At 61.8% G+C, this 26,825-nt stretch carries 26 protein-coding genes and 2 pseudogenes; 11 read left to right on the plus strand and 17 right to left on the minus strand.

The genetic code is table 11. The features are described 5' to 3' along the window. Nucleotides 1-99: 99 nt before the first annotated feature. From dsbG to dsbD, 3 genes are read right to left on the minus strand one after another with little or no spacing between them, the layout of a single operon-like run. Nucleotides 100-861 (minus strand): thiol:disulfide interchange protein DsbG, encoded by a 762-nt coding sequence (gene dsbG / locus PSH80_RS09530; RefSeq protein WP_057439145.1) that lies wholly within the window; start codon nt 859-861, stop codon nt 100-102. Beyond that, a complete protein-coding gene (locus tag PSH80_RS09535; RefSeq protein WP_057960214.1) occupies nt 837-1,706 on the minus strand; it encodes a TlpA disulfide reductase family protein in 870 nt (289 codons plus the stop codon). Before PSH80_RS09535 ends, dsbG begins: the two co-directional genes overlap by 25 nt. Beyond that, nucleotides 1,706-3,436 carry a protein-disulfide reductase DsbD gene (dsbD, locus tag PSH80_RS09540; RefSeq protein WP_057960213.1) on the minus strand — a complete coding sequence of 577 codons (1,731 nt, stop codon included), beginning with the start codon at nt 3,434-3,436 and terminating at the stop codon, nt 1,706-1,708. Before dsbD ends, PSH80_RS09535 begins: the two co-directional genes overlap by 1 nt. Before the next feature lie 171 nt (nt 3,437-3,607). Between dsbD and PSH80_RS09545 the strand changes: the two genes are divergently transcribed. From PSH80_RS09545 to PSH80_RS09570, 6 genes and pseudogenes are all read left to right on the plus strand, one after another. Further along, on the plus strand, nt 3,608-4,288 hold the full coding sequence (locus PSH80_RS09545) for a response regulator transcription factor (RefSeq protein ID WP_057439143.1): 681 nt from the start codon (nt 3,608-3,610) through the stop codon (nt 4,286-4,288). Beyond that, entirely contained in the window at nt 4,288-5,607 is a 1,320-nt protein-coding gene (locus PSH80_RS09550; protein WP_057960212.1) for an ATP-binding protein, read from the plus strand. Before PSH80_RS09545 ends, PSH80_RS09550 begins: the two co-directional genes overlap by 1 nt. Nucleotides 5,608-5,730: 123 nt before the next feature. Next, complete coding sequence (locus tag PSH80_RS09555; RefSeq protein WP_305419989.1) at nt 5,731-6,504, plus strand: N-acetylmuramoyl-L-alanine amidase; 774 nt, start codon at nt 5,731-5,733, stop codon at nt 6,502-6,504. A gap of 152 nt (nt 6,505-6,656) precedes the next feature. Continuing rightward, nucleotides 6,657-8,069: an aspartate aminotransferase family protein gene (locus PSH80_RS09560; protein ID WP_120732428.1), complete on the plus strand. Its 1,413-nt coding sequence runs from the start codon at nt 6,657-6,659 to the stop codon at nt 8,067-8,069. 79 nt (nt 8,070-8,148) lie between these two features. Next, nucleotides 8,149-8,373 (plus strand): MbtH family protein, encoded by a 225-nt coding sequence (locus PSH80_RS09565; RefSeq protein WP_032862749.1) that lies wholly within the window; start codon nt 8,149-8,151, stop codon nt 8,371-8,373. Between the two features lie 868 nt (nt 8,374-9,241). Continuing rightward, nucleotides 9,242-10,601: pseudogene (locus PSH80_RS09570) on the plus strand (IS3 family transposase). A gap of 250 nt (nt 10,602-10,851) precedes the next feature. Here the strand turns inward: PSH80_RS09570 and PSH80_RS09575 are convergent. The 9 genes and pseudogenes from PSH80_RS09575 to PSH80_RS09615 all read right to left on the minus strand — a co-directional run bounded on the left by PSH80_RS09575 (nt 10,852) and on the right by PSH80_RS09615 (nt 17,809). After that, nucleotides 10,852-11,775 carry a metal ABC transporter solute-binding protein, Zn/Mn family gene (locus PSH80_RS09575; RefSeq protein WP_305419992.1) on the minus strand — a complete coding sequence of 308 codons (924 nt, stop codon included), beginning with the start codon at nt 11,773-11,775 and terminating at the stop codon, nt 10,852-10,854. After that, nucleotides 11,775-12,674 (minus strand): metal ABC transporter permease, encoded by a 900-nt coding sequence (locus PSH80_RS09580; RefSeq protein ID WP_057441446.1) that lies wholly within the window; start codon nt 12,672-12,674, stop codon nt 11,775-11,777. The genes PSH80_RS09575 and PSH80_RS09580 overlap by 1 nt, the downstream gene beginning before the upstream one ends. Beyond that, the gene (locus PSH80_RS09585) at nt 12,671-13,417 is read right to left on the minus strand and encodes a metal ABC transporter ATP-binding protein (RefSeq protein ID WP_057441447.1); all 747 of its coding nucleotides are present in this window, start codon (nt 13,415-13,417) and stop codon (nt 12,671-12,673) included. The genes PSH80_RS09580 and PSH80_RS09585 overlap by 4 nt, the downstream gene beginning before the upstream one ends. Beyond that, the gene (locus tag PSH80_RS09590; protein WP_057960209.1) at nt 13,414-14,334 is read right to left on the minus strand and encodes a metal ABC transporter substrate-binding protein; all 921 of its coding nucleotides are present in this window, start codon (nt 14,332-14,334) and stop codon (nt 13,414-13,416) included. Before PSH80_RS09590 ends, PSH80_RS09585 begins: the two co-directional genes overlap by 4 nt. Nucleotides 14,335-14,368: 34 nt before the next feature. Then, nucleotides 14,369-14,935 (minus strand): DUF6162 family protein, encoded by a 567-nt coding sequence (locus tag PSH80_RS09595; protein WP_115127880.1) that lies wholly within the window; start codon nt 14,933-14,935, stop codon nt 14,369-14,371. A 5-nt stretch (nt 14,936-14,940) separates the two neighbouring features. Continuing rightward, nucleotides 14,941-15,270, minus strand: coding sequence for a hypothetical protein (locus PSH80_RS09600; RefSeq protein ID WP_057441453.1), 330 nt, complete (start codon nt 15,268-15,270; stop codon nt 14,941-14,943). Further along, nucleotides 15,267-15,806, minus strand: a complete 540-nt coding sequence (locus tag PSH80_RS09605) for a hypothetical protein (RefSeq protein WP_057441455.1) — start codon at nt 15,804-15,806, stop codon at nt 15,267-15,269. The genes PSH80_RS09600 and PSH80_RS09605 overlap by 4 nt, the downstream gene beginning before the upstream one ends. Beyond that, nucleotides 15,806-17,016: pseudogene (locus PSH80_RS09610) on the minus strand (PepSY-associated TM helix domain-containing protein). The gene PSH80_RS09605 and the pseudogene PSH80_RS09610 overlap by 1 nt, the downstream one beginning before the upstream one ends. 337 nt (nt 17,017-17,353) lie before the next feature. Beyond that, complete coding sequence (locus tag PSH80_RS09615) at nt 17,354-17,809, minus strand: VOC family protein (RefSeq protein WP_057441459.1); 456 nt, start codon at nt 17,807-17,809, stop codon at nt 17,354-17,356. A 193-nt stretch (nt 17,810-18,002) separates the two neighbouring features. Between PSH80_RS09615 and PSH80_RS09620 the strand changes: the two genes are divergently transcribed. Then, nucleotides 18,003-18,368: an antibiotic biosynthesis monooxygenase gene (locus tag PSH80_RS09620; protein WP_057960206.1), complete on the plus strand. Its 366-nt coding sequence runs from the start codon at nt 18,003-18,005 to the stop codon at nt 18,366-18,368. Here PSH80_RS09620 and PSH80_RS09625 read toward each other — a convergent pair. Next, a complete protein-coding gene (locus tag PSH80_RS09625; protein WP_115127883.1) occupies nt 18,357-19,460 on the minus strand; it encodes a sigma-54-dependent Fis family transcriptional regulator in 1,104 nt (367 codons plus the stop codon). The genes PSH80_RS09620 and PSH80_RS09625 overlap by 12 nt on opposite strands. Nucleotides 19,461-19,775: 315 nt before the next feature. Between PSH80_RS09625 and PSH80_RS09630 the strand changes: the two genes are divergently transcribed. From PSH80_RS09630 to PSH80_RS09640, 3 genes are all read left to right on the plus strand, one after another. Beyond that, nucleotides 19,776-20,045, plus strand: coding sequence for a hypothetical protein (locus PSH80_RS09630; RefSeq protein ID WP_057441463.1), 270 nt, complete (start codon nt 19,776-19,778; stop codon nt 20,043-20,045). A 233-nt stretch (nt 20,046-20,278) separates the two neighbouring features. Then, a complete protein-coding gene (locus PSH80_RS09635; protein ID WP_057441465.1) occupies nt 20,279-21,439 on the plus strand; it encodes a cysteine desulfurase family protein in 1,161 nt (386 codons plus the stop codon). Between the two features lie 37 nt (nt 21,440-21,476). After that, on the plus strand, nt 21,477-23,285 hold the full coding sequence (locus PSH80_RS09640; RefSeq protein WP_289142358.1) for an aminopeptidase P family protein: 1,809 nt from the start codon (nt 21,477-21,479) through the stop codon (nt 23,283-23,285). Between the two features lie 44 nt (nt 23,286-23,329). Here the strand turns inward: PSH80_RS09640 and PSH80_RS09645 are convergent, their stop codons facing one another. Next, nucleotides 23,330-23,920: a 2-hydroxychromene-2-carboxylate isomerase gene (locus PSH80_RS09645; protein ID WP_289142360.1), complete on the minus strand. Its 591-nt coding sequence runs from the start codon at nt 23,918-23,920 to the stop codon at nt 23,330-23,332. Nucleotides 23,921-23,956: 36 nt separating this feature from the next. Next, the gene (locus PSH80_RS09650) at nt 23,957-24,688 is read right to left on the minus strand and encodes an SDR family oxidoreductase (RefSeq protein ID WP_057441470.1); all 732 of its coding nucleotides are present in this window, start codon (nt 24,686-24,688) and stop codon (nt 23,957-23,959) included. Nucleotides 24,689-24,778: 90 nt separating this feature from the next. On the opposite strand from PSH80_RS09650, the gene PSH80_RS09655 reads away from it, so the two are divergent. Further along, on the plus strand, nt 24,779-25,339 hold the full coding sequence (locus PSH80_RS09655) for a TetR/AcrR family transcriptional regulator (RefSeq protein ID WP_057441472.1): 561 nt from the start codon (nt 24,779-24,781) through the stop codon (nt 25,337-25,339). Between the two features lie 4 nt (nt 25,340-25,343). Here the strand turns inward: PSH80_RS09655 and PSH80_RS09660 are convergent, their stop codons facing one another. Next, nucleotides 25,344-25,625 carry a hypothetical protein gene (locus PSH80_RS09660; RefSeq protein ID WP_057445083.1) on the minus strand — a complete coding sequence of 94 codons (282 nt, stop codon included), beginning with the start codon at nt 25,623-25,625 and terminating at the stop codon, nt 25,344-25,346. A 169-nt stretch (nt 25,626-25,794) separates the two neighbouring features. After that, nucleotides 25,795-26,682: a threonine/homoserine exporter RhtA gene (gene rhtA / locus PSH80_RS09665; protein ID WP_057441473.1), complete on the minus strand. Its 888-nt coding sequence runs from the start codon at nt 26,680-26,682 to the stop codon at nt 25,795-25,797. Between the last annotated feature and the right edge of the window lie 143 nt (nt 26,683-26,825).

Here is a 26,825-nt window from a genome sequence, read left to right on the forward strand (position 1 = left end):
GCAAACGCTCGGGTTCGGCCGTTAGGTATTGGACCAACGAGATACAAGAATGCCCGCTTTGTGCGGGCATTCTTGTTAGTGGCGTGTGGTTAATCCGAGTCACTTGGGCCCGAGGATTTTCCCCAACTTATCCGGCGACGGCGCCCCCTGCTGTTGCTGCAACTGGCCCTTGTCATCCAGATAGAAAATCGCTGGCGTGGCCGACAACTCCAGCTCTTCCATCAACTTCATATTGGCATCGAGCTTGGCCTGGATCTGGGCCGGAATCTTGGTCAGGGCCTTGAGCTTGCTGGCTTTGCCGGCAGACTCATGTTCTTCCAGGGCCTGGGCTGTGTCCTTGCTTGCCAGCAGCGCCGCCGATTTGCCCGGGCTGTCTTCGCGAATAATCCCGACCATGATGTGGCGCAACTGTACCTTGCCCGCCTTGACCCAGGGCCGTGCCTGTTCCCAGAACATGTTGCAGTACGGGCAGTTGGGGTCGCTGAACAGGTAGACGGTGCGCGGCGCGTTTTTATCGCCGTCCTGGATCCAGCTGCTCTGTTCCATCTTGGCCCAGATTTCCTTGGCCATTGGGGCGTAGACCAGTTTTTCCAGGGGCGCGGTGCTCAGGTCATTGCCCTTGGCGTCATACAGATTGCCGGCGATCACGTGTTGGCCGTCGGCGGTCAGGTACAGCGCCATGCCGCGGTTCTGGTATTGCGCGGCATAGCCCTTGAGCCCGCCCGGCGCGTCGAAGCTGCCGATGATCTTGGCGCCCTTGGCTTCGATCTGTTTGATCGGCGCCGGCCATTCTTCGGCGTGGACGAGGCTGGCAGCCAGGGTCAGGGGCAGCAGGGTTAGCAGGTGGCGGAGGCGGGGCATAAGGGTTTCCTTGCAGGGGCCGTCTTGGCGGCAGTCTTGTCCATGGGGTCGAAATATTCCATGGCGCGGGCCAGGCTGGCCTGGGACAGTTCGCCCAGGTGGCTGTTGATCAGCCGGCCATCGGCTTGATAGAAGAGGGTGGTCGGCAGGGCCATGGAACCCACGGCCTGGCCCAGGCGGCCACTGGCGTCGAACAGCACGTTGTCCAGGTTCAGGCCCTGGGTAGCCAGGTAGGTGCTGACGCTTTGCATGCTTTCGGCCTGGTTGACGAACAGGAAGGTCACGTCCGGCCGCTGCTTCTGGGCGTTTTCCAGTACCGGCATTTCCCGCCGGCAGGGCGGGCACCAGGTGGCCCAGAGGTTGATCACCAGCGGGCCGCCCTGGTAGTCAGCCAGTTGCACGGTTTCGCCATCGGCATTGCGCAGGGCGATGTCCGGCAGGCGCGTACCTTTTTCGTAGATGTTCAACGAGAAACTGGCCAGTGCCCAGAAGGCCAGGCCGCTGACCACACCGGCGCTAAGCGGTTTGCGCAGGGCCGGGCGGCGCCAGCTCCACAGCAGGGCGGCGATGATCAGCACGATCACCCCAGGCCAGGCCAGGAAACCGCCGTCGCGCAGGTCGACGATCTGCAACGGGTCGTCGCGGTAGTACGACCAGTACATCAAGACAAAGCCGATACGCGCACTGAGCATGCCCAGCAGGAACAGGCTGAACAGCACCGATTCGGGGTTCTCGCCGCCCCGCTTGGCCACGCGCCAGCCCACGACTGTGGCGAGGATCAGCGCACTGATCAGCAGCAGATGGTTCAAGGCAATGGCAAAGGTGCCGATGGTCAAGGTCAGCATCAGAGTGCTTCCCGGGTCTGGGTCCAGCGTTGCAGGAAGGCTGCGGCATCCACTTCGCCGGTGATGCGTTGGGCGCGGCGCTCTGCACCGTCGGGGCCGATCCAGACGAAGCTCGGTGGGCCAGGGACTTTGTAGCGACCCAGCAACTCACGGCTGGCGGCGTTGTCGGCGGTGACGTCCAGGCGCAGCAGGCGCACGTCCTTCAGGGCGTCCATCACTTCGGGTTTGCCGAACACCTGTTTTTCCATGATTTTGCACGACACACACCAGTCGGCGTAGTAGTCCAGCAGCACCCATTGGCCCTGGGCCTTGGCGCTGTCGAGCTGGGCTTGCAGGGCTACCGGGTCGTTGAGGGTGATAAAGCTGTCATGGGCAGTCGGCGCGCCGGCCACCGTCGAGCCACCGAAGACCTTGAGCGGCTGCCACAGGTCGTCGCTGCCACCGGCGGCGCCGATCACCAGGATCGCGCCCCACAGCCCCAGGACCAGGGAGCCGGCACCCAGTGCCTTGGCGATCAGCCCGTACTCACGGGCCAGGCTCCAGCCGCAGTAGGCCATGACCAGCGCCAGTACACCCCACAGGCCGAGCCACAGGCTTTCGTCGACGACCGGGCGAATCATCAACACGGCGGTCGCGAGGAACAGGAAGCCAAACACGCCCTTCAGCACGTTCATCCAGGTGCCCGGCTTGGGCAGGAAGCGATTGCCCACGGTCACCAGCAATAGCAAGGGCACACCGATACCGATGCCCATGGCAAACAGGATCAGGCCGCCGTGCAGGGCATTGCCGCTTTGCGCGATATACAGCAGGGCGCCGGCCAGGGGCGCGGTCATGCACGGGCCCACCAGCAGGCCGGACAAGGCGCCGAGCACCCCGGCGCCGACCAGGCTGCCGCCGTTTTGCTGGCGGCTGGCGTTATCCAGGCGATCGCGCAGGAAGGCCGGCAGTTGCAGTTCAAAGAAGCCGAACATCGGCAGGGCGAGGATCACAAACAACCCGGCGAAACTGCCGAGGATCCACGGGGTTTGCAGCAGCGCGGCGAGGTTGCTGCCGGCCAGCGCGGCCAGCACGCCGAGGGCGGCATACACCAGGGCCATGCACACCACATAACTGCTGGCCAGGGCAAAACCACGGCGTGGGCTGGCACCGCTGCCTACCACCAGGCCAGCAAGGATTGGCAGCATCGGCAGCGAGCACGGGGCGAACGCCAGCAGCAGGCCCAGGCCGAAGAACACCAACAGGCTCCAGCCCAGGCTGCGTTGTTGCAGGCCACTGGCCAGGCTTTCATCCTGGGCCTCGGCGGTGGCGGCCACGGCGGGGTTACCACCCAGGTCCACGGTGAGCGATTGCGGTGGGTAGCACAGGCCGGCATCGGCACAGCCCTGCCAGCCCAGCTTGACCTTGCCGGTGGCACCGGCCGGAAGCTTCACTTCCAGACCCTGGCGGTACACCTGTTGCTCGCCGAAGAACTCGTCGCTATGGGCTTCGCCCTGGGGCAGCACGGGCTGTTCGGCCAGGCCTTCGAATTTCATGCGTTGCTGGTACAGGTAATAACCGTCGGCAATCTGCCAATACAGCTGGGTTTCACCGGAAGCCAGGCGCTCGGAGGTAAAGGTGAAGGCCTTGCCTACCGGGAGGAACTCGGCCTTGGTCTCGAACGGATTGTTGCCAGGCGCGGCCTGGGCCAATCCGGTGAACAACACCAACAGGAAGATAAACAGATGCCGCATGGTCAAGCCTTAGTTCGATGCAAGTGGGGCACACAATGTGGGGTGCTGATTAACCGATGATTAACCGGGCTATTCTAGAGTGTAGGGATTTTCGAGGCGCGCCTCTTTTGCCGGCATAATGCGCGCTTAATCCGCCCTCCTTTAAATCAGCATTTTTGCAAAGGGTTCAGCATGCACGTACTGGTCTGTGAAGACGATGACCTGATTGCCAGTGGCATCGTTGCCGGTCTCGGCGCCCAGGGCTTTACGGTCGAGCGCGTAGCCACGGCCGCAGCCGCGCGGGCGATGCTCAAGGCGGCGGAGTTTGACATCATGGTGCTCGACCTCGGCCTGCCGGATGAAGACGGCCTGAAACTGCTGCAACAACAGCGCAGTGCAGGCCTGGAGATTCCGGTGCTGATCCTCACCGCGCGGGATTCGGTGACCAATCGGGTCGACGGCCTGCAGGCCGGCGCCGACGATTACCTGCTCAAGCCCTTCGACTTGCGTGAACTGGCGGCCCGCCTGCAAACCCTGCTGCGCCGGGTGGCCGGGCGTAGCGTCAACCTGATCGAGCATGGCCGGCTGACCTACAACCCCAGCAGCCGGGAAACCCTGTTGGGCGGCCAATCGGTGGACTTGTCCCGCCGTGAACAGGCGTTGTTGCAGGCACTGCTGCACAACCGTGGCCGGGTGCTGTCCAGCGAGCAGCTCAAAGACAGCGTCTACGGCTTTAACGACGAGTTGGAAAGCAACGCCCTCAACGTGCATATCCACCACCTGCGCCGCAAATTGGGCAATGGCATTGTCGAGACCGTGCGTGGCCTGGGCTACCGCCTGGGCCCGGCGGACGGTGGAGAGGACGCTTCGTGATGAGTCTGCGTCTGCGCCTGACGTTCAAGCTGGGCGCCGCTTTTGTGCTGATCTGGGTGCTGGCAGCGACCTGGATGCTCAACGACCTGCGTAACCAGATGATGTTTTCCCTGGATCAGCGGCTGGTGGCGTCGGCGCGCATGGTGGCCGGGCTGATGGAGCAGATGCCCGGCCTGGCCAGTGTGGGCGAGGGCAAACGCTTTGGCGCCGAGCAATTGAATGTGCCGGGGGGCATGGCGTGCCAGGTCAGTTCGCTGCGTGGCGAAGTCCTGGCGCGCAGCCATACCACCCCGGATCAGGGCCTGGAATCCCGGCAGAGTGGCTTTCGCGACCAGATCATCGACGGCGCCGCCTGGCGCAGCTTTACCCTGGCCCGGGGCGATTTGTTTATCACCACCGCCGACCGCCAGGTGGAGCGCGAGGCGCTGAATATGTCGATCCTGCTGGCGGCCTCGGTGCCGGTGGGCGTGGCTCTGCTGGGCTGCCTGTGCCTGTTGTGGCTGGGGATCGGCCAGAGCCTGGTGCCACTCAACCGTATGCGCGATGCCTTGATGCGCCGCAGCGCCGACTCCCTCGAGCCCTTGCAGATTCACCCGTTGCCCAGCGAGCTCAAGCCGTTGCTCGACACTCAGAACCAGCTGTTGCAACGCATCGCCAAGGCCATTGAGCGCGAGCGCCGGCTGACGGGCGATGCCGCCCACGAACTGCGCAGCCCCCTTACGGCGATCAAGACCCACCTGCAAGTGGCACGCATGACCGACGGCGCGGCCCGCGACCAATCCCTGGCCCATGCCGAGGAGGGCGCCGACCGCCTGCATCGCACCCTTGAGCAATTGCTGCTGCTGGCGCGGGTCGAGGGCAGCCTGTCGTTTGATGACGGCTTGCAGTCCAGCGCCGAGCAGGTGGCGCGCCTGGCGATCCAGGACGCCAACGCCGGCGACAACCGGCGCATCGACCTGATCTTGCCGGACAACCTGCCCGATAATCCGGTGGAAATGCCCGTGGGCCTGGCGGTTGCCGCCTTGCGCAACCTGCTGGATAACGCCCTGAGCCATACCCCGGCCGATACGCGGGTGGAATTGAGTGTGTTTACCCAGGGCAATCAGGTGGTGTTCCGCGTGCGCGACCACGGCGCGCCGATCTCCAGCGAAGACCTGCAACATCTGACTCAACGTTTCTGGCGCAATGGCAACAGCGGTGGTTGTGGCCTGGGCCTGGCCATCGTGCAGGCGATTGTCCAGCGCTGTTCCTGTTCCCTGGCCTTCGACAGCCAGCCCGACGGCCTGCGGGTCGACCTGGGGATGCCGCTGCGACGCTGATCTTTCCTTGCACCCACATAACTACCGCCATCCTCAGGCCCGGTGCTTCAGGATGGCGTTAATTTTTGTGTTTGCAGGTTTGCCGGCTGAATGACTCAGCCTGTATTGAAAAGGACAGCGCCTATGTTGGTCATCGACTCCACTTATCCCGCCCAGGATTTTAATCAACGCAATGGCGAAGCCGTGCGCCAGTTGGTGGTGCATTACACCGCCGCGCCCTTCGCCTCTTCCCTGCGCACCCTGACGCAGCAGGGTGTCAGTGCCCATTACCTGCTGCCCGACCCCCTCGAGGCGGGTTATCGAGACGCCGGCTACGACGAGTTGCGGGTATTTCAACTGGTGGATGAACATCAGCGCGCCTGGCATGCGGGGGCCAGTCATTGGGCGGGCCGCGATAACGTCAACACGCGCTCCATCGGCATCGAGATCGTCAATCTGGCTTGCGACGATGGTGGGGTTTTTACCTTTCCTGCCTACGGGGCGGAGCAAATCGAGGTACTGATCGCGCTGATCCACGACATTTGCGCCCGTCATCCGCAGATCGGCGCCACCGATATCGTCGGCCATTCGGATGTGGCGTTCTGGCGCAAAAGTGACCCGGGTCCACGGCTGCCCTGGCACGGCTTGTTCGAGGCGGGCATTGGCGCCTGGTTCGATGAAGAGGTCAAAAACGCCTATGTGCGCCGCTTTCGCATGGGCTTGCCCCAGGAGGTGGAGATCGAACGGGCCTTTCAGCGCTACGGCTACGCCCCGGCACGAAACCGCCAGGCGTTCCAGCAACGGGTGCGTGCGTTCCAGATGCACTTCCGGCCAGCCGACTATCGTGGGCAACTGGATATCGACACCTGCGCGATTCTCTATGCGTTGAACGAAAGGTACAGCAGTGCCGGCGAGTGAGCCATTCGCCGTTTTTTCAACGACCCAGGTGTAAATCCTCACGCCGCTGAAGCGTTTCCAGAACAGGAAATCCGTGCGCATGCCCTTTGGGGGCCAGACGTCAACGGGTTGGCAGTTTGGTCACCATCATCCGCGTATTGAGGGATCTAGAGATGTCAGTCGCTACCAGTCGCATTGACGATTTGCAGGTGTCGGCCAGCCCGACGCCGGCGGAAACGCTTTACCAGTTCGATGAATCACCGCTGCTGGCCCGCCAGCGCCTGCAGGAGTCCAATGCCCGCAGTTACCCACGGCGTATCCCCCTGGCACTCAAGCGGGCCAAGGGCATTTATGTCGAGGACGTCGAGGGGCGCAGTTTTATCGACTGCCTGGCCGGGGCCGGTACGTTGGCACTGGGGCATAACCACCCGGTGGTGATCGAGGCGATCCAGCAGGTGCTGCAGGACGAGTTGCCTCTGCATACCCTGGACTTGACCACGCCGGTCAAGGATCAGTTTGTGCAGGATCTGTTCGGCCTGCTGCCTGCGGAACTGGCGCGGGAGGCGAAGATCCAGTTTTGCGGGCCCACCGGCACCGATGCAGTGGAAGCCGCGCTGAAGCTGGTACGCACCGCCACGGGGCGCAGCACGGTGTTGTCGTTCCAGGGCGGTTATCACGGCATGAGCCAGGGCGCGTTGAGCCTGATGGGCTGTCTGGGGCCGAAAAAGCCATTGGGTGCCTTGCTGGCCAACGGCGTGCAGTTCCTGCCATTCCCCTATGACTACCGGTGCCCGTTCGGCCTGGGTGGGGCAGAGGGGGTCAAGGTCAACCTGCATTACCTGGAAAACCTGCTCAACGACCCGGAGGCCGGCGTATTGCTACCGGCGGCGGTGATCGTCGAAGTGGTGCAGGGCGAGGGCGGCGTGATCCCGGCCGACCTCGACTGGCTGCGCGGCCTGCGGCGGATTACCGAGCAGGCCGGGGTGGCGCTGATCGTGGATGAGATCCAGAGTGGTTTCGGGCGCACCGGCAAGATGTTTGCCTTTGAACATGCCGGCATTGTTCCGGATGTGGTGGTGTTGTCCAAAGCCATTGGCGGCAGCCTGCCGCTGGCGGTGGTGGTCTATCGCGAGTGGCTCGACACCTGGCTGCCGGGCGCCCATGCCGGCACCTTCCGGGGTAATCAGATGGCCATGGCGGCGGGGTCGGCGGTGATGCGCTACCTCAAGCAGCACAACGTGGCCGACCACGCCGCCGCCATGGGTGAGCGCTTGAGTGAACATCTGCGCATCCTGCAGCGGGACTTTCCACAACTGGGGGATATCCGCGGGCGCGGCCTGATGCTGGGCGTGGAACTGGTGAACCCGAGCGGCACGCCGGATGTCCAGGGGCACCCGCCGGTCCATCGACAATTGGCGCCGCTGGTACAGCGCGAGTGCCTCAAGCGCGGGTTGATTCTGGAGCTGGGCGGGCGCCATGGCAGCGTGGTGCGTTTCCTGCCGCCGCTGGTCATCACCGCCGCAGAAATCGACCGCGTGGCAGAGATCTTCGGCCGGGCTTTGGCGGCGGCCGTAGCCAGCCTCTAATTTTCCTGCGCCGCTATACGTTCCTACATACATCAGCCACGCGCAGTGCGTGGCAGCCTTTGAGTGACGGAGAACCGCAATGACCTCAGTATTTGACCGCGAAGACATCCTGTTCCAGGTGGTGGTCAACCATGAAGAACAGTATTCCATCTGGCCCGACTACAAGGCCGTGCCAGAGGGCTGGCGCACCGTGGGTAAAAGCGGGATGAAGAAAGAGTGCCTGGCTTACATCGAAGAAGTCTGGACTGATATGCGCCCGCTGAGCTTGCGCCAGAAGATGGATGCGCAGGTTGTTGCTGGCTGAACACAAGCAAATGTGGGAGCGGGCTTGCCTGCGATGGGCATAGGTAGCTACACAATCTTCTGGGTTTGTGTACATATCCGTTGTTGCGGTTATGGCGGCTATTGGTTCCGCCCTTACGGCGGGTCACTTTTGGAAAAGAGCCCGGAGTGCCGGCCCAGCCAAAAGTAACCAAAAGGGCTCTTACCCCACCACTCGGCACCTCGCCCAGGCTCGGTGTGCCCGCCATCCGACATTGATTTGGGGGGCCGCCGCGATGGGCCATCCATGGCCCAGCGCGGCTAACCCGGCGTCCTGCCGGGTTACCCCCCAAATCAAAATCGGATGACGGCCAGCGTGGTTTAACGGGGCGCCTAAGATCAAAATCACAAGCAAAGCGAGGCGGCCTGACAGCCGACCTGATCGTCGAGGCGTGAGCGTGTACCTGTGGGAGCTGGCTTGCCTGCGATGGCGGTGTACCAGCCAATACATTTATCGACTGATACACCGCCATCGCAGGCAAGCCAGCTCCCACAGGGGAATGCAGCTTCGCACCCCGGCTTTGCTGTTGCTCCGCTTTTGATCTGGCTTTTGATCTTGATCTCAGGCGCCCCGTTAAACCACGATGGCCGCAGGCAGGTATTGCGCAGTGGGCACCCCGGCATGGATGCCGGGGTAGCCGCGACACGGCCATGGATGGCCGATCGCGGCGGGCCCACGGAGCAATGCCTGACTGCGGGCATGCCGAGCCTAGGCGAGGCACCGAGTGGTGGGGCAGGAGCCCTTTTGGTTACTTTTGGCTGGGCCGGCACTCCGGGCTCTTTTCCAAAAGTGACCCGCCGTTGAACTGCCCCCCGAATGTTGGACACCTGACCCCTCGGGAGGGTGTTCCATGACGAAATACAACCTAGCGCTCAAGCAATCACTGATTGAAGAGTGTCTGTCTGCCAGTAGCGTTCATGAGGTGGCCCTCAGGCATGGCTTGAGTCCATCGCTACTGCGGCGCTGGATCAAGGGTTTTGAAAAGCACGGTTCCTCTGGCTTGATTGCTAAGTACAGCCATTACGATGCCCAGTTTAAATTGAAGGTTTTGCAGTGCATCGAACAAGACGGACTGTCGGCCCAACAGGCCTGTATACAGTTTGATATCCGTGGCCCAAGCAGTATCAGGCAGTGGCAAAAGCTGTACGATGAGGGCGGCGTAGAAGCGCTACAACCGCATCGTCTTCAAGAGTCCAGCATGCCCCGCAAACCTTCCAGACAACCCAAAGCAAGTCCTGCTCTTCCTGCGGACGCAGAGCTGACCCCTGAACAAATGCTCGCAGAACTGGCCTATCTGCGCGCGGAGAATGCCTATTTAAAAAAGCTCGATGCCTTAATCCAAGCGGATCCCCGTACTGCGCAGCCAAAAAAACGCAGGCCGTCCAAGGATTGAGGCATGAGCATCCACTTGCTCTGTTGCTACGTGCAGCGGGACTTGCACGCAGCACCTTCTATTACCAAAGCAAAACACTGCTAACCGACAAGCATGCCGACCTTAAAGATCGCATCCGCAGCGTCTTTCACGGGAATAAGGGGCGTTACGGCTACCGCCGTATCACTGCGACCCTTGGAAACAGTGGTGAGTTGATCAATCACAAAAAGGTGCATCGGCTGATGCAGATAATGGGCCTCAAGTCGCTGGTCAAAGTGAAGAAATATCGCTCTTACCGAGGTGCTGAAGGGCTTGTTGCGCCTGATCTACTAAAGCGCGAATTTAAGGCAGAAGCCCCTAACCAGAAATGGGTAACCGACGTGACGGAGTTCAAGGTGAAGGGGCAAAAGCTGTTTCTCTCGCCTCTCATGGATTTGTACAACGGCGAGATCCTGGCCTACCAGATCAACCGACGTCCCGAATTCAGGATGGTCTCGATGATGAAAAAGCCTTCGGGCGACTGAGTCGAGATGAAAAACCAATACTGCACTCTGACCAGGGTTGGCAGTACAGGCAGCCTACCTACCGACATATGCTGGCCGAAAAGAGCATCGAGCAGAGCATGTCGCGCAAGGGTAATTGCTTGGACAATGCCGCCATGGAAAGCTTTTTCGGCACACTCAAGAGCGAGTTTTTCTATCTGGAATCATTTGAGAGTGTGGAGCAGCTGGCATCAGGCATAGAGGATTACATTGCCTACTACAACCAAGACCGCATAAGCCTCAGACTGAATGGCTTGAGTCCGGTACAATTTCGTATCCAGACGCTGAATCAATAGCGTCCCTGTCCAACATTCGGGGGGCAGTTCACGTAAGGGCGGAACCCTAAGTGGCCGTGACCGCAGCAACGGATATGTAAACAAACCCAATAAGCACTAGATAAAAGAGTTGTGTAGATACCTATGCCGCGATGGCTAAGTGTCAGTCGATACATTAGTTGACTGATACACCGCCATCGCGGGCAAGCCCGCTCCCACACAACCCCGCTCCCACATAAGCTCGCACACACACAGGGGTATTGCCTTGCTTTCAGGGCACCAAGGCCTTGATCACCTGATCCACATTCCCTTCCAATTCCGCTACCGGGTCCGCACCGTCAGTACCCAGCACCAGCAACTTCGACCCCCCTGCACTGATAGCCGCTTTCACCGCCTCAGCCGGTTGGCGATGGTGCAGCACTAACGCCACGTCGTTGTCCTTCAGGCTGGTCGTCAGCATTTGTAGCGCCTGCGCAGACCACTCGGCATCCGGCCGCGGATCGGTGCTGACCAACTCCAGATTCAACCCACTTACCAAATAAGCAAAATGATCACTCAGGCTGACCACGCTCAGGTTGTCGGCCTGGGCCAGGCGGGCCTCGCTGTCGGCAGTCAGCTTGAGCAGGCGTTGCTTGAGGCTGGCCAGGTTGCCGTTGATCTGGGCCTTGGCGCCGGGCGCCAGCCTGCTCAGGTCGGCAGCCATGACATCGGCCATGCGCCCCAGGTTGTTGCTCGACTGCCACGGCTGGCTATTGAGGCCATCCACAGTCCCCGGTTGCAGGGCCACGCCTGGCAGACCGCCGTCTACCGGGCGCGCCGCGTCCACTTCGACAATGCGGATATTGCTGCGCCGGGCCACTGGGTACAGCGGGTCATCCGGCCACAGTGAGCGCAGGCCGATCGCCGCATCGGCGTCCAGCGCCAGGCTATGCAAGGCGGGCGCGCCACGCCCGGTAAAGTACGAGGTCTGGCGCGAACCCGGCAGGTTGGCCGGTGCCGCACGCTCCAGCTTGACCGCAGTGCCCTTGAGCAGGGCGGCGGCCAGGCCGTAGGTCACGGGCAAGGCCGCGAGGACTTTGACCGGTTTGGCGGCGTGGGCGGCGACCGGCAGGGGTTTGGTCGTTTCGGCTGCCAGTAGCGGGGTGCTGATCAGGCAGGCGATGGCCAGGGCGAGGGGGCGTAGAACGGGGCGCATTATCCGAGATTCCCTTTCAGGCTGGGGACCGTGCCGCGCGCGATGGCGGCCAGGGCGAAGGCGATACCGGCGACGAGGATGATCGCGGCACCGGACGGGATAGGCAGGTCGAAGATGATTGGCAACAGAATCCCGCACAGGGTGCTGAGCGTGGCAATCACCACCGAGATCCAGAAGAAGCCCTTGAGTGACTGGCTCAACAGCCGAGCCGCGGCGGCCGGGATCACCAGCAGTGCGCCTACCAGGATCGCACCGATGACCTTGACCGCCGCCACCGTGATCAAGGTCACCAGGATCACGAACAGGTAGTCCAGGGTCTTCACCGCCACGCCACGCACGGCAGCCAGTTGCGGGTTGAAGCTGGCGAGCATGATGCGGTTGTACAGCGGCAACGCCAGGGCCATCACCAGTGAGCCGACCACCGCCAGCACCGCCAGGTCATTGCCGTTGACGGTCAGGACCGAACCAAACAGCACGTTTTCCAGGATATGCACGTTGATCTTGCCCGCCAGGATCAGCAACAGGCTCGCGCCCAGGGCCAGGGACACCGAGAGGAACACGCCGATCAGCGTATCGGGGGCCAGGCCGGTGCGGTTGCGCAGGTAATTGAGCAGGATGCCGAACAACAGGCAGTAGCCGAACAGGCTGCCGTAAGGCCCGGTGTAGGGTTCCCCCAGCAGAATGCCCACGGCCACGCCGGTCAGTGCAGCATGGCCGACGGCTTCGGAGAAAAACGCAAAGCGCTTGACCACCACCAGCGTGCCCAGGCCACCGAGTACCGGGCCGATCAACAGGCCGGCGAGCAAGGCATTGACCACAAACCCATAGGCCAGGGCTTCCGGCAAGTAGCCGGAGGAAGCCCAGCCCTGGACCATCAAGCGAAAGGCTTCGTAGCTCATTGGGCTGCGCTCCGTGGGTGAGTGGAAAACAGCGTCAGCAGGCGTTCCGGGGTCAGTGCCTCCTTGGGCGTGGCATCAAACAGCAGGCGGCGGTTCAGGCCGGTGACGCGATCCGCCAGGCGGCCCACGGCCTCCAGGTCGTGTTCGATCCACAGCACGGTAATCCCGGCCTGGCGCCAGTCGCCCAGCAGGCGTTCGAACACCTGGATCCCGGCTTCGTCGAGGGCCGACATCGGTTCATCGAGTACCAGCAGTTGCGGCGCCGGGATCAAACCCTGGGCCAGCAGCACACGCTGGCGCTCGCCGCCGGACAGCGCACCCATGCGGCGCTTGCGCTTGTCTTGCATGCCCACGCGCTCCAGCGCCTCGCCAATCGCCCCGGCGTAATGCCGGGACAAGCCGAGAAACGCCGGGCGCCGCTGGCACATGGCAGCCATGAAGTCGTCGACGGTCATTGGCAGGCCACGGTCGAACTCCAGGGCCTGGGGCACGTAGCCGATGGTGCCGGGAGTGTTCGGCCAGTGCAGGCTCAATTGGCCCTGGTGTGGCGTCTGCCCCAGCAGGGTCTTGATCAGCGAGCTCTTGCCGCCGCCGTTGGGGCCGACCAGGGCGTGGATGCTGCCCGGTTGTACCTGGAAGCTGACGCTATCGAGGATCGCGGTACGGCCCAGGGTCAGCGAGACGTTATCGAACTCAATCGTCGGGCCGATGCTGGCCACATTCAGGTGTTCAGCCGCGGTCATGCCCCCGACTCCTGGATCGCCCGGACCACGGTATTGAGGTTGCCGGTCATTTCCACTTCGTACTTCTCGGCGCTGTATTCGCCGTAGGAAATATGCGACAGCGGGTACAGTTTGACCCCCGACTCACGCTGGATGGTATCGACGTAGGAGGACGGGAAATCCATCTCCGAGAAGATCACCTTGACGTCCAGCTCGCGCAGTTGGTCGATGGTTTTCTTCAATTGGCTCGGGCTTGGCTCGATGCCGTGGGCCGGTTCGACCACGGCGGTCACTTCGAGGCCGAACTCGCGCAACAGGTAGTCGTAGGCGGCGTGCACCGTGGCCACCCGCAGATCGGCGTTGGGCGCGCTGGTGAGCTTGGCCAGGGCGTCGGCGCGCATCTGGCGCAGGCGCTTGCCGTAGGCACGGGCGTTCTGGGTATAGGCCTTGGCGTTGTCCGGGTCGAGCTTGCCCAGTTCCCGGGCGATGTTGTTGACCTGGGCGATGGACGCGCTGATGGACAGGAAGGTGTGCGGGTTGACCACCTTGCCGGCGCCGCGGGCCGCGTTGCCGGTGGCGGCCAGCAGCGGCACATTGGCGTTGGCCTCGATCACCGGGATGTCCGGACGCTCGCTGGTGGCGATCATGCGGTCGGCAAAATCGTCATGGCCGACGCCATTGAGCACGATCACGTCCAGGGTGCCAATGCGCTTGATGTCTTCGGCGCGCGGTTCGTAGGCATGGGGGTTGAAGCCGGCCGGAATCAGCGGCACCACTTCGGCCTTGTCGCCGACGATATTTGCCACGTAGCTGTAGTAAGGGTGCAGGGTGATACCGATACGCAGGCGCTTGGCCGCCTCGGCATTGGCCAGGGGGCTCAGCAACACGCTGAACAGGCCCACCAGCAGCAGGCGGAGTAAGGGAGATGACATAGACATGGGTAATCGATCTTCTCTCGGAGACAGCATGAATTCAGTGGCGATGCTGGCGGGTGACGCCAGCGTCGAATTGCGCAACGACCTGCTGCCAGCCAGCGGCGATCAGCCCCTGGTCGCTCAGGTCGGTGGGGGCGGCCAGGTTGGCGCTGCGGTTGAGCCAGATATCCGGCTCGGCGCCGTTGACGCGCATCAGCAGTGAGCCGCTGGTGTCGTTGGCCTGGCTCAGGCCCAGGTACGCCGCTGGCGCCAGCAACTGCCAGTGGTGGTCGCCACGGCTGACCGAACTGGCGTCCTGGGCGAAGGGCGCGAAGCCTTCTTCGGCCAGTTGCGCCGGCGTCGGCAGGGTGCTTTGTTCCTGCGCCAGCAACTGGATTTCATCCAGGGTCACCCGCAGGTCGGCATAGATGCCTTGCTCGGCCGCGCTCAGGTCGCGGCGGGCGTCCAGCTGGTGGCTGGCCACGGCCTCGACGGCCTGGGTTTCGCCGTGCAGGGACACCACCGTGCCGGCGACGGCCAGGATGATCAGGCACAGCAGCAGGACGTAGAGGGTTTCGTGCCCGGCACCGGCGGGCCGGATTACCTGGGTGCTGCCTGGGTTCATGGGGGTCATGGCGCCTGGATATCCGCTTGGTCGATCTCGACAACGTGGCCGGGACCGGCGTCAAACAGCACATAGAATTCGGCGGCAGGTTTTTTGAAGGTCAACGTCGAGTCGGGCCCCAGCTTGCCGGGCACCAGGATGGTTTCGTCGTAGCCGATCACATCCAGGGTCACGCCGGGCGCGCCGCTGCCGTCGGAAAAACCACCGGTGCACTGGATCTGTTCGCCGGGGATCTCCTTGCATTCGCACATCGGGTTGTGGGCCAGGGCGTAGTTGCTTGCACCCAGGCTGAGGATCAGCACGGCGCAGGCGCGGGTCAGGCGCAGTAAAGTCATGGTTTAACTCCTTGCTTGTTCAACCAGGCGACGGTGGCAGGCGAAGCCTGACTCAAGGGAATGGAGGCCTGCTGCATGCTGCCGTCCCAGCCTTCCATGGTGATCCACAGTTCGGCGTCGGGCGGGGTGCGTTCCGGGATCGGCAGCACAGCGCCCATGCGGTACGGGGTGCCGAAGAAAATCACCCCGGCGGCCCGCAGGCTGCGGGGCTTGCCGATGCGCAGGTAGGTGGCCTTGACCTGGTCGCCACAGGTGGCGCACAGGGCGGCGTTGAAGGATTTCATCGGGCCGGCCGGGTCGGGGCGGGGCGCTTCATTGCGCAACTCGGCGAGGGTAATGCTCCACGGGCCGACCTGCACTTCACCGACCTCGCGCTCGCCCAGGCCGGCGTCGCCGCGAAACAGTGCGACGTCGGCAAAGTACTTGGGCATAAAGCCCAGGGGCACCAGCAACAGCAGGATATTGATGTGAAAGCGCCATTTGAGCCAGAAGGCGCGCAGTGGCGAGGGCGCTTGAACGGTGGTGGCCTTGCTCATTATTTGCCCTCCGAGGTTTCAGCCTGCATGGCGCCGATGGGGTTGGCCGGCGCCGTATTGCGCGTAGCCTTGGTGCTGCGCTTGAGCGCGTGCAGCGTGGCCAGGGCCGTGCGCTTGCTCCAGATCAACAGACCGCTGAGGACCATCATGCTCAGCAACAGGCCGAAGAAGAACCAGACCAGCTTGATCCAGATCCCGCCAAAGTCGCCGGTGTGCAGCGGGCGCATGGACTCGGTGACGAACTCCAGGCCCGAGCGGTCGGACAGCAGGTGCGTGGCGGCGATTTCACCGTTGTAGGGGTTGATGTCGGCCGTCTGGAACATCAGCGGGTACCAGCCGCGGCCGCCGATGCTCAAGTGACTGTAGGCATTGCTTGGCAGGCCGACGAAGCTGACGTCGAAGCCGGGGATACGCTGGGTGGCAATGTTGATGGCATCGTCCAGGGCGATCATCGGTGCCGGTACACCGGGGGCCGACAGCGGCACCTTGTCCCGGGAGATCACCGGCACGATCGGCTGGCTGGAGATGGTGATCTGGTTGTCCGCGAGAAGCGCCTGGATCAAGAACCAGGTGCCGGTGATGGAAATCACCGCGATAAACCAGATCGACCAGATGCCGCTCAGGCGGTGGAAGTCGCCCCAGAAAATCCGCGCCCCATGCTTGAAGCGCAGGGTTGGCTTGAAGAACCCTTTCCAGAACCGTTTGTACACCACCAGGCCTGTGACCAGCGAGGCGAGCATCGGCAGCCCGAGGAACGACACCAGGTACCAGCCCCAACTGAAGCCATTGGTAAACGGCACCAGCCACCAGCCATGCAAGGCGCGGGTGAACTGGCGGAAGTTGAACGATGGGCTGATGCCCTGGATGACCCCCGTGTACGGGTTGACGTAGACCGCCACGGAGCGGCCGTCGGGGTAGCTGATGTCGACGTCGAGCGCAAAATGCGATTCGTCCGGACGGACGATGGACTCGACAATGGCCTTTGGCTCGGCCTGCTTGATCGCGGCGAGGATCTGGTCGTAAGTGAGCAGTTCGGCATCGTCCGATGGCTTGCTGGCGCGCATTTCCGGGTTGGCCAGCCAGACGATTTCCTGGCTGACCACCGCCAGGGTCCCGGTGACGCAGACGATCAGTACGAAGAACCAGATGGGCAATGCCAGCCAGCTGTGTGGACGAGAAACCAGAGTTTGGAGCGTGACTTCTTCGACATGTCTATGGGGGTCTTGATCGGAGGAGGGCAGAAAAGGCCCGGGAAAGGCCGGTCGTAGCTTTTGCTTACGCGACGGGCTGTATCTAAGTTAAGACGGATGAGAATCGCAAAACCCTAAGGCGCAAATGAAAGCAAATGTTTCAGGTGCGCGGGAACCCCCTGTTGGGGCTCATTGCTGTTCAGTTAGTCAGCACAAAAAAGTGTGGCGAGGGGGCTTGCCCGCGTTGGGCTGCGCAGCAGCCCCAAAACCTGGCTACTCGATGTTTCTGCAAGAGTCAGGTGGTCTTGCTGGTCGGGGCAGCTACGCAGCCCCGCGCGGGCTTTAGGGGATCGGGGCTTATGCAAACAGCTCTTTGGCGCGCTTGTGAATCTGTTCCTCGGTCAGCTCTTCTATATGAGTGGCGAGGAACCAGACGTGTCCGAAGGGATCCCTCAACGTGCCGGAGCGGTCGCCGTAGAATTGATCCTTGGGTTCGGAAATAGCCGTGCCGCCTGCCGCGATCGCCTGTTTGTACTGTGCGTCGACGTCCTTCACATACAGATGCAGGCCAACGCTGGTGGGGTGCGCTCCAGGGCTGCCGAAGGCCATTTCATCACAGGGCGAGGCCAGCATAATCGGCGAATCGCCAATGCGCAGTTCGGCATGGCCGACCTTGCCGTCTGGCATGTCCAGGCGCATGAAAACGGTGGCATCGAAGGCTTTTTGGTAGAACTCGATGGCTTCAGCTGCCTTGTCGATGCCCAGGTAGGGCGTGATGCTGTGGTAGCCATCGGGAATGGGTTTAACGCTCATTTCGCTCTCCTTGAGGGGGGGGGAGGGGCCGGGTCTTCCGGTCTTTTCACTATAGGTCAGGCCATTCGTGGCCTGCGGGCAACCGACGACTGCCCTGTAAAGGTGCATTCAACAGTTTCTCAAACAGAGGCTTGACCTTAACTTAACTAGAGGTTTTACCCTGCGTGGCACCTACAGCTAAAGGGGATTTGTCATGCAAGCTTCAGTGAAAAGTCATGGTTTTACCCAAGTGATCGAGTTTCAGATCGAGCCCCGGCAGCAGTCCGCGCTGGTATTGGCGCTGTCCGAGCAGACCGAGCGCCTGGCCCAAGGCCATGAGGGGTTTCTGAGTGCCAGTGTGCTGGTCAGTGATGACGGGCGGCGGGTGCTCAACTACCTGCAATGGCAGGCACGCGAAGACGGTGATACGGCGTTCCAGCGGCTGGAGCGCGAGGGCGAGAACTTCTGGGCATTGATTCGTGCCCATCGGGCCACTGCCGTGACCTTTGGCTCATTCCAAGTGCTGCGCAGTATCGAGCGCAGCGCCGACAACGCGTTGGCGTGCAGCCTATATCGATAGATGCAGCATGCGCTCACCTTGCAGGCTTCCCTCTGGGCGGCGCTTGTTGACCGCCAGTTCGCCGATCTTGATCAGGCGCGTACGCGTGATATTGCGGCTCAGGCCCAGCAGGTTGGCGGTGTGTACCTGGTTGTAGTGGCTGAAGCGGTAGGCGGCGCGTAGCAATGCGTCCTCGACTTTCTCATGCAAGGCACCGGCCTGTTCGTCAAACAGTTTCTGGAAGGCACGCTCCAGCAAGGCTTCGGCACTGTGGTCGAGGCTGTGCTGGCTATCATCCTGGCGCTCGATGCGCATGTTCGACAGGCGCAGGTCATCGCGTTCAATCAGGCCATTGCGGCAAATCAGCAAGGTGTGATGAATGACGTTTTCCAGCTCGCGGATATTGCCCGGCCAGCTGTAGCCTTTGAGCTTGTGCTCGGCTTCGGGGCTGAGGGTGATGGGGCCGTAGCCCAGGCGCTGGCTGTAGGCGTCGATAAAGTGCCGGGTCAGGGGCAGGATATCGCCGGGGCGTTCGCGCAAGGGGCTCAGTTCCAGGCTGACCACGTCCAGGCGGTAGTACAGGTCTTCACGGAAATGCCCGGCATTGATGGCTTTTTCCAGTTGCACATTGGTCGCCGCCAGCACCCGCACATCAATCGGAATGCTCTTGCGTGAGCCCAGGCGCACCACTTCGCGTTCTTGCAGGACGCGCAGCAGCTTGACCTGGATGGCCATGGGCAGATCACCGATCTCATCGAGGAACAGGGTGCCGCCGTCGGCCTCCTCGAACCAGCCAGCCTTGGCGCCGAGAGCGCCGGTGAACGCGCCTTTTTCATGGCCGAACAACTCCGCTTCCACCAGGGATTCGGAAAACGCCCCACAATTCACCGCCACGAACGGTCGGTTGCGCCTGGCGCTGAGGTTATGGATATGGCGGGCCACCAGCTCTTTGCCGGTGCCGGTTTCGCCGATGATCAGCACGCTGGCTTCGCTGGGCGCCACTTGCTGGATATGCGCGAGCAAGGCCCGGGATTTGGGGTCTTCGAAGACTTGCGCGGTGGCGCGAATCGACGTGGCGAGTGCGGGCGAGGGCGCAAGGGTCAAAAGCTGCATGGGCACCTCAAGGAATAGGACGTGGATGTCGGCAGGGGCTGGCCCAACGCGGTGCGCCACCTCGTACCAGGCCTGCGCCGCTTGCAGGCGTTCAGTGGCGAGGCCGAGCGGCTCGTGGAGGCAGTTGCGACGCTGGGAGTCTGTTATAGAGGGTCTTTTTTATTCCGCAAACAAATGTGTTTATATATTTATAGAACAAAAAGAAATATGAAGGATTGACTGATAGCGACTATCACAGAGGATGATTTTTCCCGATGCAAAGGCGGGAGTAGCCTGTGTCCATTGCCTCAACGCCCAATTCGCAGGACCTTCGTCATGAACCATTCACTTTCTGTTGCCTTGTTGCTGGTCGCCTCTTTTCTTGCTGGTTGTGCGACCCATCCGGCGCCTGAATTGCGCCCGTACTCCGCCGAGGAGAGCCGGCAATTGGCAATGGAAGGGCTGAACCGGCGGGGTTTGTCGTTTGATGAATATCAACAGAAGAAAACTGAACTCGCAGCCCGGCCACAGGCGCCAATGGGCTTTGATCGCCAGGGTGCAATGAATGCCGAGCGCAACGTTACCCTGCATGACCGTCCGAGCTGAGACAAACTGCGGCGTCCCAGAGCCCGAGGTTCCGTACAGGAACTTCGGGCTTTTTGTTTTCCATCCTTTTCGTCGAGCCTGTTAAGCTCAATTTCAGGAGCGTTCCTACGCACTTTTAAATAAAGTGGTCTTTCTTTAACGGCATCCGATCAGGTTAACCTGACGAACTCTGTACTGGTCGCTGCCCCTGAGACGCTGATCTCGGGAACATGCTCTGCGGGTCTCTAAACGTCATGAATAAACGTCCTCTGTATTTTGACTACGCCGCCACCACCCCGGTGGATGAGCGGGTCATCCAGGTCATGGTCGAGTGCCTGGGTTTCAACGCCAATTTCGGTAACCCTGCGTCCAGCTCCCATGCGTTTGGCCAACAGGCCCGGCACACGGTCGAGCAGGCGCGCCGTCAGGTGGCGGAGTTGGTCGGCGCCCAGGCCGAGCAGATCGTCTGGACCTCGGGTGCTACCGAATCCAACAACCTTGCGCTCAAGGGTGTGACCCAGGCGCGGGGCGTGGCCGGTGGCCATATCATCACCAGTCAGATCGAGCACAAGGCAACGCTGGACACCGCCCGCCAATTGCAGCAAGCCGGGATTGCGGTGACCTACCTGGTGCCGGATGCCGATGGCCTGATTACCGTCGAGGCGGTCAGCCAGGCGCTGCGCGAAGACACGTTTTTGGTGTCGTTGATGCTGGTCAACAATGAGCTGGGCACGCTCAACGACATCCCGGCCATTGGTGCGCGGGTGCGTGAGCATGGCGCGCTGCTGCATGTGGACGCGGCGCAAGGGGCGGGCAAAGTCGAGATCGACCTGGCGCACTGGCCGGTGGACCTGATGTCGTTTTCGGCGCATAAACTGTATGGCCCCAAAGGCATCGGTGCGCTGTATGTCGGGCCGCGGGCGCAGCAGAACGTCACGGCGCAGATCCATGGCGGTGGTCACGAAGGCGGGCTGCGCTCGGGAACCCTGGCGACTCACCAGATTGCAGGCATGGGCAGTGCCTTCGCGTTGGCCGCGCAATCCTTTGCCGAAGAGTCGGCAGGTATTGTCGCCCTGCGCCAGCGTTTGCTTGAGCAATTGCTGGACATTCCCGGCGTGCGCCTGAACGGCAGCGCCACCCAGCGGATCCCCCACACCTTGAGCCTGACCTTCAGCGAAGGCGAGTTCAATTCGGCGGTCTTGAGCGCCGGGATCGCTTTTTCGGCGACCTCTGCCTGCAATTCGGCCAGCAATGCGCCCTCCCATGTACTGCTTGCCCTGGGGCATGATGCGCGCAGTGCCGGTCGCACCATTCGCTTGAGCCTGGGGCGGTTTACCACCGGGCAGGATATCGATCAGGCGGTGCAATTGATCAAGAACTCGTTGGCCAGCGCACCGGCCTTTTGGGCGGTTTGAAATACATAACAATTATGAGTGCTTAGCAGGAGAGATGATGAGTACGCAGCCTTTGCCCCATGGAACGGTTCCCCAGCGCCTGGCGCGCACCCGCGAGTTGATGAAGCGGGAGGGCATTGATGCCCTGCTGGTGCCATCGGCCGACCCGCACCTGTCCGAATACTTGCCGGGCTACTGGCAGGGCCGGCAATGGTTGTCGGGGTTTCATGGCTCGGTCGGCACGCTGATTGTCACGGCTGATTTCGCCGGCGTCTGGGCAGACAGCCGTTACTGGGAGCAGGCGACCAAGGAACTCAACGGCAGCGGCATTGAGTTGGTGAAGTTGCAACCGGGGCAGCCCGGCCCGCTGGAGTGGCTGGGGGAGCAAACCCCGGAAGGCGGGGTGGTGGCCGTGGATGGCGCGGTGATGGCTGTTGCGTCGGCCCGTACCCTGGGCGGCAAGCTGGCTGAGCGGGGCGCGCGCCTGCGTACCGATATTGATTTGTTGAGCGAGGTCTGGACCGACCGCCCAGCGCTGCCCAACCAGCCGATCTACCAGCACCTGCCGCCCCAGGCCACCGTCAGCCGAGGCGAAAAACTCGCGGCACTGCGCGCCAGCCTGAAGGAAAAGGGCGCGGATTGGCATTTTATTGCCACCCTGGATGACATCGCCTGGCTGTTTAACCTGCGCGGCGCAGATGTTTCGTTCAACCCGGTGTTTGTCTCGTTCGCCCTGATCAACCAGCAGCAGGCCACGCTGTTTGTTGCCCTCGGCAAGGTCGATGCCCAGTTGCGTGGGGTGCTGGAACAGGATGGCGTGACGCTGCGGGACTACAGTGAAGTGGCCGCGGCCCTGGCTGAAGTGCCGGACGGGGCCAGCCTGCAGGTGGACCCTGCACGCGTGACGGCGGGGCTGCTGGAGAATCTGGCCAGTGGCGTGAAGCTGGTCGAAGGCCTCAACCCGACTACATTGGCCAAGTCCCGTAAAAGCCTGGCGGATGCCGAGCATATTCGCCGGGCCATGGAGCAGGATGGCGCGGCGTTGTGCGAGTTTTTCGCCTGGCTGGACTCGGCCTTGGGCCGCGAGCGCATCACTGAGCTGACCATTGATGAACACCTGACGGCCGCGCGTACCCGTCGTCCGGATTATGTGTCGTTGAGCTTCAATACCATCGCCGCGTTCAATGGCAATGGCGCGATGCCCCATTACCATGCCACCGAAGAAGAACACGCGGTGATCGAAGGCGATGGCCTGCTGCTGATTGATTCGGGCGGCCAGTACCTGGGCGGCACCACAGATATCACGCGGATGGTGCCCATCGGCACGCCGAGCGAGGAACAAAAGCGCGATTGCACGCGGGTGCTCAAGGGCGTGATTGCCTTGTCGCGCGCGCAGTTTCCCAAGGGCATCCTCTCGCCATTGCTGGACGCCATCGCCCGCGCACCGATCTGGGCCGAAGGCGTGGATTATGGTCACGGCACCGGTCACGGGGTGGGCTACTTCCTTAATGTCCATGAAGGCCCGCAGGTGATTGCCTACCAGGCGGCGGCCGCGCCGCAAACTGCGATGCAGCCGGGCATGATCACCTCCATTGAACCGGGTACCTACCGCCCAGGGCGTTGGGGGGTGCGTATCGAGAACCTGGTGTTGAACCGGGAGGCGGGCAAGACCGAGTTCGGCGAGTTCCTCAAGTTCGAAACCCTGACACTGTGCCCGATTGATACCCGTTGCCTGGTACCGTCCCTGCTGACGATCGAGGAGCGACAGTGGTTCAACGACTACCATGCCGAGGTGCATCAACGCTTGAGCCCGTTGCTCAGCGGCGCCGCGCTGGAATGGTTGCAGTTGCGCACGGCAGCTATATAAGGCCTGGCCGCTCGCAGGCGTGGGCCGGCGAGCGGCTTGCAGGCTTAACTCAAAGCTTCGCGGACAAAGTCCAGGCGATCCTGGCCGAAGAACAGTTGCTGGCCGACAAACATGGCAGGCGCCCCAAACATGCCACGGGCAATCGCCTCTTCGGTCTTGTGCTTGAGGGCGTCCTTGACCTCCTCATCCTGGGTCAGCTCCAGCACCTGGGCAGGGTCGAAGTGGTGTTGCGCCAGCACCGCCGCTACGACTGCCGGATCCCCCATGTTGCGCCCTTCCACCCATATCGCCCGGAACAGGCAGTCGATGAAGTCGATAAAGCGTTCTGGCTGGCGTAGTTGAATGCCGGTGACGGCGCGCATCAGGGTCAGGGTATTGATGGGGAAGTGCGGATTGAACTTGAGGGGGACCCCGTAACGCTTGGCGTAGCGTGCCAGGTCTTGCAGCAGGTAGCGGCCCTTGGCCGGGATGGTGACGGGCGAGGCATTGCCGGTGGCCTTGAAGATGCCGCCCAGCAGGATGGGCTGATACACCAGTTGGCTGCCGGTTTCGGCACAGATTCCGGGCAGTTGGGTGTAGGCCAGGTAGGTGGTGGGGCTGCCGAGGTCGAAGAAAAATTCCAGGGTTTTTCTCATGTTGGATGCTCGCTGCTTATTGTTATGTTGGCGTGCTTACCAGGTTTCGTTCCAGGGGCGCAGGTCCAGTTCGAAGGTCCAGGCATCCCGTGGCTGGCGGTGCAGGTGCCAATAGTTGTCGGCGATATGCTCGGGATCCAGAATGCCGTCCTGGTCCTTGAGCGCGTATTTGCTTGGGAAGTTGTCGCGGATGAAGTCCGTGTCGATGGCGCCATCCACGACCACGTGGGCCACATGGATGTTCATCGGGCCCAGCTCGCGGGCCATACTTTGGGCCAGGGCGCGAATACCGTGTTTGGCCCCGGCAAAGGCGGCAAAGCCTGCGGCACCGCGTAACCCGGCGGTGGCCCCGGTAAACAGAATCGTCCCGCGCTGGCGGGTCACCATGCGCTTGGCCACTTCACGGGCATTGAGGAAGCCTGAGAAGCAGGCCATCTCCCAGATCTTGAAATATTTGCGGGCGGTTTCTTCGAGGATGCTGCACGGCACGTTGGCGCCGATGTTAAACACGAATGCCTCAATCGGACCCAGCTCGCTTTCGATCTGCTCGATCAGCGCGATCACCTCGTCCTCCTTGCGTGCATCGCAGGCAAAGCCGTGAGCCTCGCCGCCCGCAGCCTGGATACTGTCCACCAGGGGTTGCAGCTTGTCGGCACTGCGTCGGGTGACGCAGGCCACATAACCTTCGCGGGCAAAACGCTTGGCAATGGCGCCGCCTGTAGCGTCGCCTGCGCCGACGACCAGTACGATTTTCTTATTCTCAGTCATGGCAAGTCCTTGGTTAAACGATCGTTAACTAAACGAACGTTATGCTACGATTCGGCAGGCGTCAAGGTGGTGTCTTCAAGGGGAGAGGCGATGCGCTATTCAGTCAGTCACAAGCAGCAAACCAGGGACAAGCTCCTGCACAGCAGTGCGGCCCTGGCGAAAAAAGAAGGGTTTGCCAGCGTTGGCGTAGATGGGCTGATGAAAGCCATTGGCCTGAGTGGCGGGGCTTTTTATAGCCACTTTTCGTCCAAGGACGCGCTGTTCAGCTCCATCGTCGAGCATGAGTTGAGCCAAAGCCTGGAGCGTTTGAGTGTGGGCGAGGTGCAGAGTCGGGAGCGCCTGCAGCGCTGCCTCAAGTTCTATCTGAGCATGGCCCATGTGGAGCAAGTGCAAGACGGTTGCGCCTTGCCGAGCATGGGCGCGGAAATTGCCCGTGCGGATATCGCGGTACGCCAACACGCCCAGGAGTGGATTTGCCGGCTGCAGGCCAATTGGGCGCGGACCTTGGAGAGCGAAAGCCTGGCCTGGGCGATCTTATCCCAGTGTGTGGGTGCACTGGTGGTGGCCAGGATGATGGTCGACCCGCAGGTTCAGGCGCAGGTACTTGCATCGAGCTATGAAGAGCTCAGTCAGAGAATTTCGCAGGAATGAGCGCTTACTTGCAGAGCACGATCATGCTACGGCTGGTATAGCCGGCCGGGTTGATGCCGAAGGGGTAGTCACCCGGCTCCTCGCTGTTGTCGCCGGATTTGGCGATCACTCTGTAGCCTTTCTTGCCGCACGAGTTGGCTGCGCTGGTGTAGCACTGGTCCCAAGAGGAGGACAGGCCAGAGCAGTTGATATGCAGCCCTTTCTTTCCGCGTTTGACTTCTGTCTTGGTGGTTGCGGCACACCCAGCCAAGGCGATGACGACAAGCAGTATCAAAATTCGCTTCATTACCATCCTTAATAGCCGCGCCGTTGGAATGCCCGATGCTGGCTTTGCTCGCTCTCAAGTGTAGGGTCGGTGGATGTCCTTATTCGAAAATCTCCATGACTGACACTGAGTTACAGCCTAAACATGGCCTAATTGAGCGGCAAATGCCAGAGCTTCGTTAAATCCTGTCTCAATCTGCCGCGATGATTGGCTTTGACTGGCTACGCATGGTCAGCGTTGCGCCCACGGAGGCCAGGATAATGCAGGCGATCGCCAGCCATTGCGCCAGGGACAGGTATTCCTGGAGGAAAAACAGCCCGGAAAGCGCACCGAACGCGGGCTCGATACTCATCAGCGTGCCGAAGGTGCGCGCGGGCAGGCGGGTCAGGGCGACCATCTCCAGGGTGTAGGGGAGGGCGGTGGAAAGAATCGCCACGCCAATGGCGATCGGAATCAGCGCGGGTGTCAGCAGCGCGCTACCGGCATGGACGATACCGATGGGGGCGACGAACAGTGCGGCGATCATTACGCCGAGAGCCGCGGTTTGCACGCCATTGTCCGCGCCAGCCTTCTGGCCGAACAGAATATAGAGGGCCCAGCAGATCCCCGCACCCAATGCGTAGGCGGCGCCGGTCAGGTCGATGCCTTGGCTTGCTTCACCGACGGGTATTAATAGCAGCAGGCCGATAATGGCCAGGGCTATCCACAGGAAGTCGACGGCACGCCGGGAAGCATAGATGGCAACGGCTAGTGGGCCGGTGAATTCCAGGGCTACCGCAATACCCAGGGGCACGGTGCGCAATGACATATAGAAGAGGAAGTTCATGCCGCCCAGCGCCATGCCGTACACGATGACGGTACGCAGTGACCTGGCGGTGAGTTTGGCGCGCCAGGGGCGCAGCAACAGCAGCATTATGATGCTGGCGAAAACCAGGCGCAGGGTGGTGGTGCCTTGGGCGCCCACAATCGGGAACATGCTTTTGGCCAGTGAAGCGCCCGACTGTATAGAGGCCATGGCAATCAGCAGTAGGCCGACAGGAAACAGCGCCGAGCCCAGGCTGCGGGATGAGGTGGTCATTGGGGGTGTTTGTCCAGGTTCATATAGAGGCAGAGGGCACTATGATGATCAACTGCTGGCAATTGAGCAATATATTGCTCAATTTCTTGGGCCTTCTATATAGAAGGCGAGGTTTTTGAGAGTTGCTGGGCTCTTCGATAGAA

The sequence above is a fragment of the Pseudomonas sp. FP818 genome, assembly GCF_030687335.1.
Taxonomy (GTDB): domain Bacteria; phylum Pseudomonadota; class Gammaproteobacteria; order Pseudomonadales; family Pseudomonadaceae; genus Aquipseudomonas; species Aquipseudomonas shahriarae.

Coding starts and splice junctions, on each gene's coding strand:
- dsbG (WP_057439145.1), bottom strand. CDS start 861: ATGCCCCGCCTCCGCCACCTGCTAACCCTGCTGCCCCTGACCCTGGCT.
- PSH80_RS09535 (WP_057960214.1), bottom strand. CDS start 1,706: ATGCTGACCTTGACCATCGGCACCTTTGCCATTGCCTTGAACCATCTG.
- dsbD (WP_057960213.1), bottom strand. CDS start 3,436: ATGCGGCATCTGTTTATCTTCCTGTTGGTGTTGTTCACCGGATTGGCC.
- PSH80_RS09545 (WP_057439143.1), top strand. CDS start 3,608: ATGCACGTACTGGTCTGTGAAGACGATGACCTGATTGCCAGTGGCATC.
- PSH80_RS09550 (WP_057960212.1), top strand. CDS start 4,288: ATGAGTCTGCGTCTGCGCCTGACGTTCAAGCTGGGCGCCGCTTTTGTG.
- PSH80_RS09555 (WP_305419989.1), top strand. CDS start 5,731: ATGTTGGTCATCGACTCCACTTATCCCGCCCAGGATTTTAATCAACGC.
- PSH80_RS09560 (WP_120732428.1), top strand. CDS start 6,657: ATGTCAGTCGCTACCAGTCGCATTGACGATTTGCAGGTGTCGGCCAGC.
- PSH80_RS09565 (WP_032862749.1), top strand. CDS start 8,149: ATGACCTCAGTATTTGACCGCGAAGACATCCTGTTCCAGGTGGTGGTC.
- PSH80_RS09575 (WP_305419992.1), bottom strand. CDS start 11,775: ATGCGCCCCGTTCTACGCCCCCTCGCCCTGGCCATCGCCTGCCTGATC.
- PSH80_RS09580 (WP_057441446.1), bottom strand. CDS start 12,674: ATGAGCTACGAAGCCTTTCGCTTGATGGTCCAGGGCTGGGCTTCCTCC.
- PSH80_RS09585 (WP_057441447.1), bottom strand. CDS start 13,417: ATGACCGCGGCTGAACACCTGAATGTGGCCAGCATCGGCCCGACGATT.
- PSH80_RS09590 (WP_057960209.1), bottom strand. CDS start 14,334: ATGTCTATGTCATCTCCCTTACTCCGCCTGCTGCTGGTGGGCCTGTTC.
- PSH80_RS09595 (WP_115127880.1), bottom strand. CDS start 14,935: ATGAACCCAGGCAGCACCCAGGTAATCCGGCCCGCCGGTGCCGGGCAC.
- PSH80_RS09600 (WP_057441453.1), bottom strand. CDS start 15,270: ATGACTTTACTGCGCCTGACCCGCGCCTGCGCCGTGCTGATCCTCAGC.
- PSH80_RS09605 (WP_057441455.1), bottom strand. CDS start 15,806: ATGAGCAAGGCCACCACCGTTCAAGCGCCCTCGCCACTGCGCGCCTTC.
- PSH80_RS09615 (WP_057441459.1), bottom strand. CDS start 17,809: ATGAGCGTTAAACCCATTCCCGATGGCTACCACAGCATCACGCCCTAC.
- PSH80_RS09620 (WP_057960206.1), top strand. CDS start 18,003: ATGCAAGCTTCAGTGAAAAGTCATGGTTTTACCCAAGTGATCGAGTTT.
- PSH80_RS09625 (WP_115127883.1), bottom strand. CDS start 19,460: ATGCAGCTTTTGACCCTTGCGCCCTCGCCCGCACTCGCCACGTCGATT.
- PSH80_RS09630 (WP_057441463.1), top strand. CDS start 19,776: ATGAACCATTCACTTTCTGTTGCCTTGTTGCTGGTCGCCTCTTTTCTT.
- PSH80_RS09635 (WP_057441465.1), top strand. CDS start 20,279: ATGAATAAACGTCCTCTGTATTTTGACTACGCCGCCACCACCCCGGTG.
- PSH80_RS09640 (WP_289142358.1), top strand. CDS start 21,477: ATGAGTACGCAGCCTTTGCCCCATGGAACGGTTCCCCAGCGCCTGGCG.
- PSH80_RS09645 (WP_289142360.1), bottom strand. CDS start 23,920: ATGAGAAAAACCCTGGAATTTTTCTTCGACCTCGGCAGCCCCACCACC.
- PSH80_RS09650 (WP_057441470.1), bottom strand. CDS start 24,688: ATGACTGAGAATAAGAAAATCGTACTGGTCGTCGGCGCAGGCGACGCT.
- PSH80_RS09655 (WP_057441472.1), top strand. CDS start 24,779: ATGCGCTATTCAGTCAGTCACAAGCAGCAAACCAGGGACAAGCTCCTG.
- PSH80_RS09660 (WP_057445083.1), bottom strand. CDS start 25,625: ATGAAGCGAATTTTGATACTGCTTGTCGTCATCGCCTTGGCTGGGTGT.
- rhtA (WP_057441473.1), bottom strand. CDS start 26,682: ATGACCACCTCATCCCGCAGCCTGGGCTCGGCGCTGTTTCCTGTCGGC.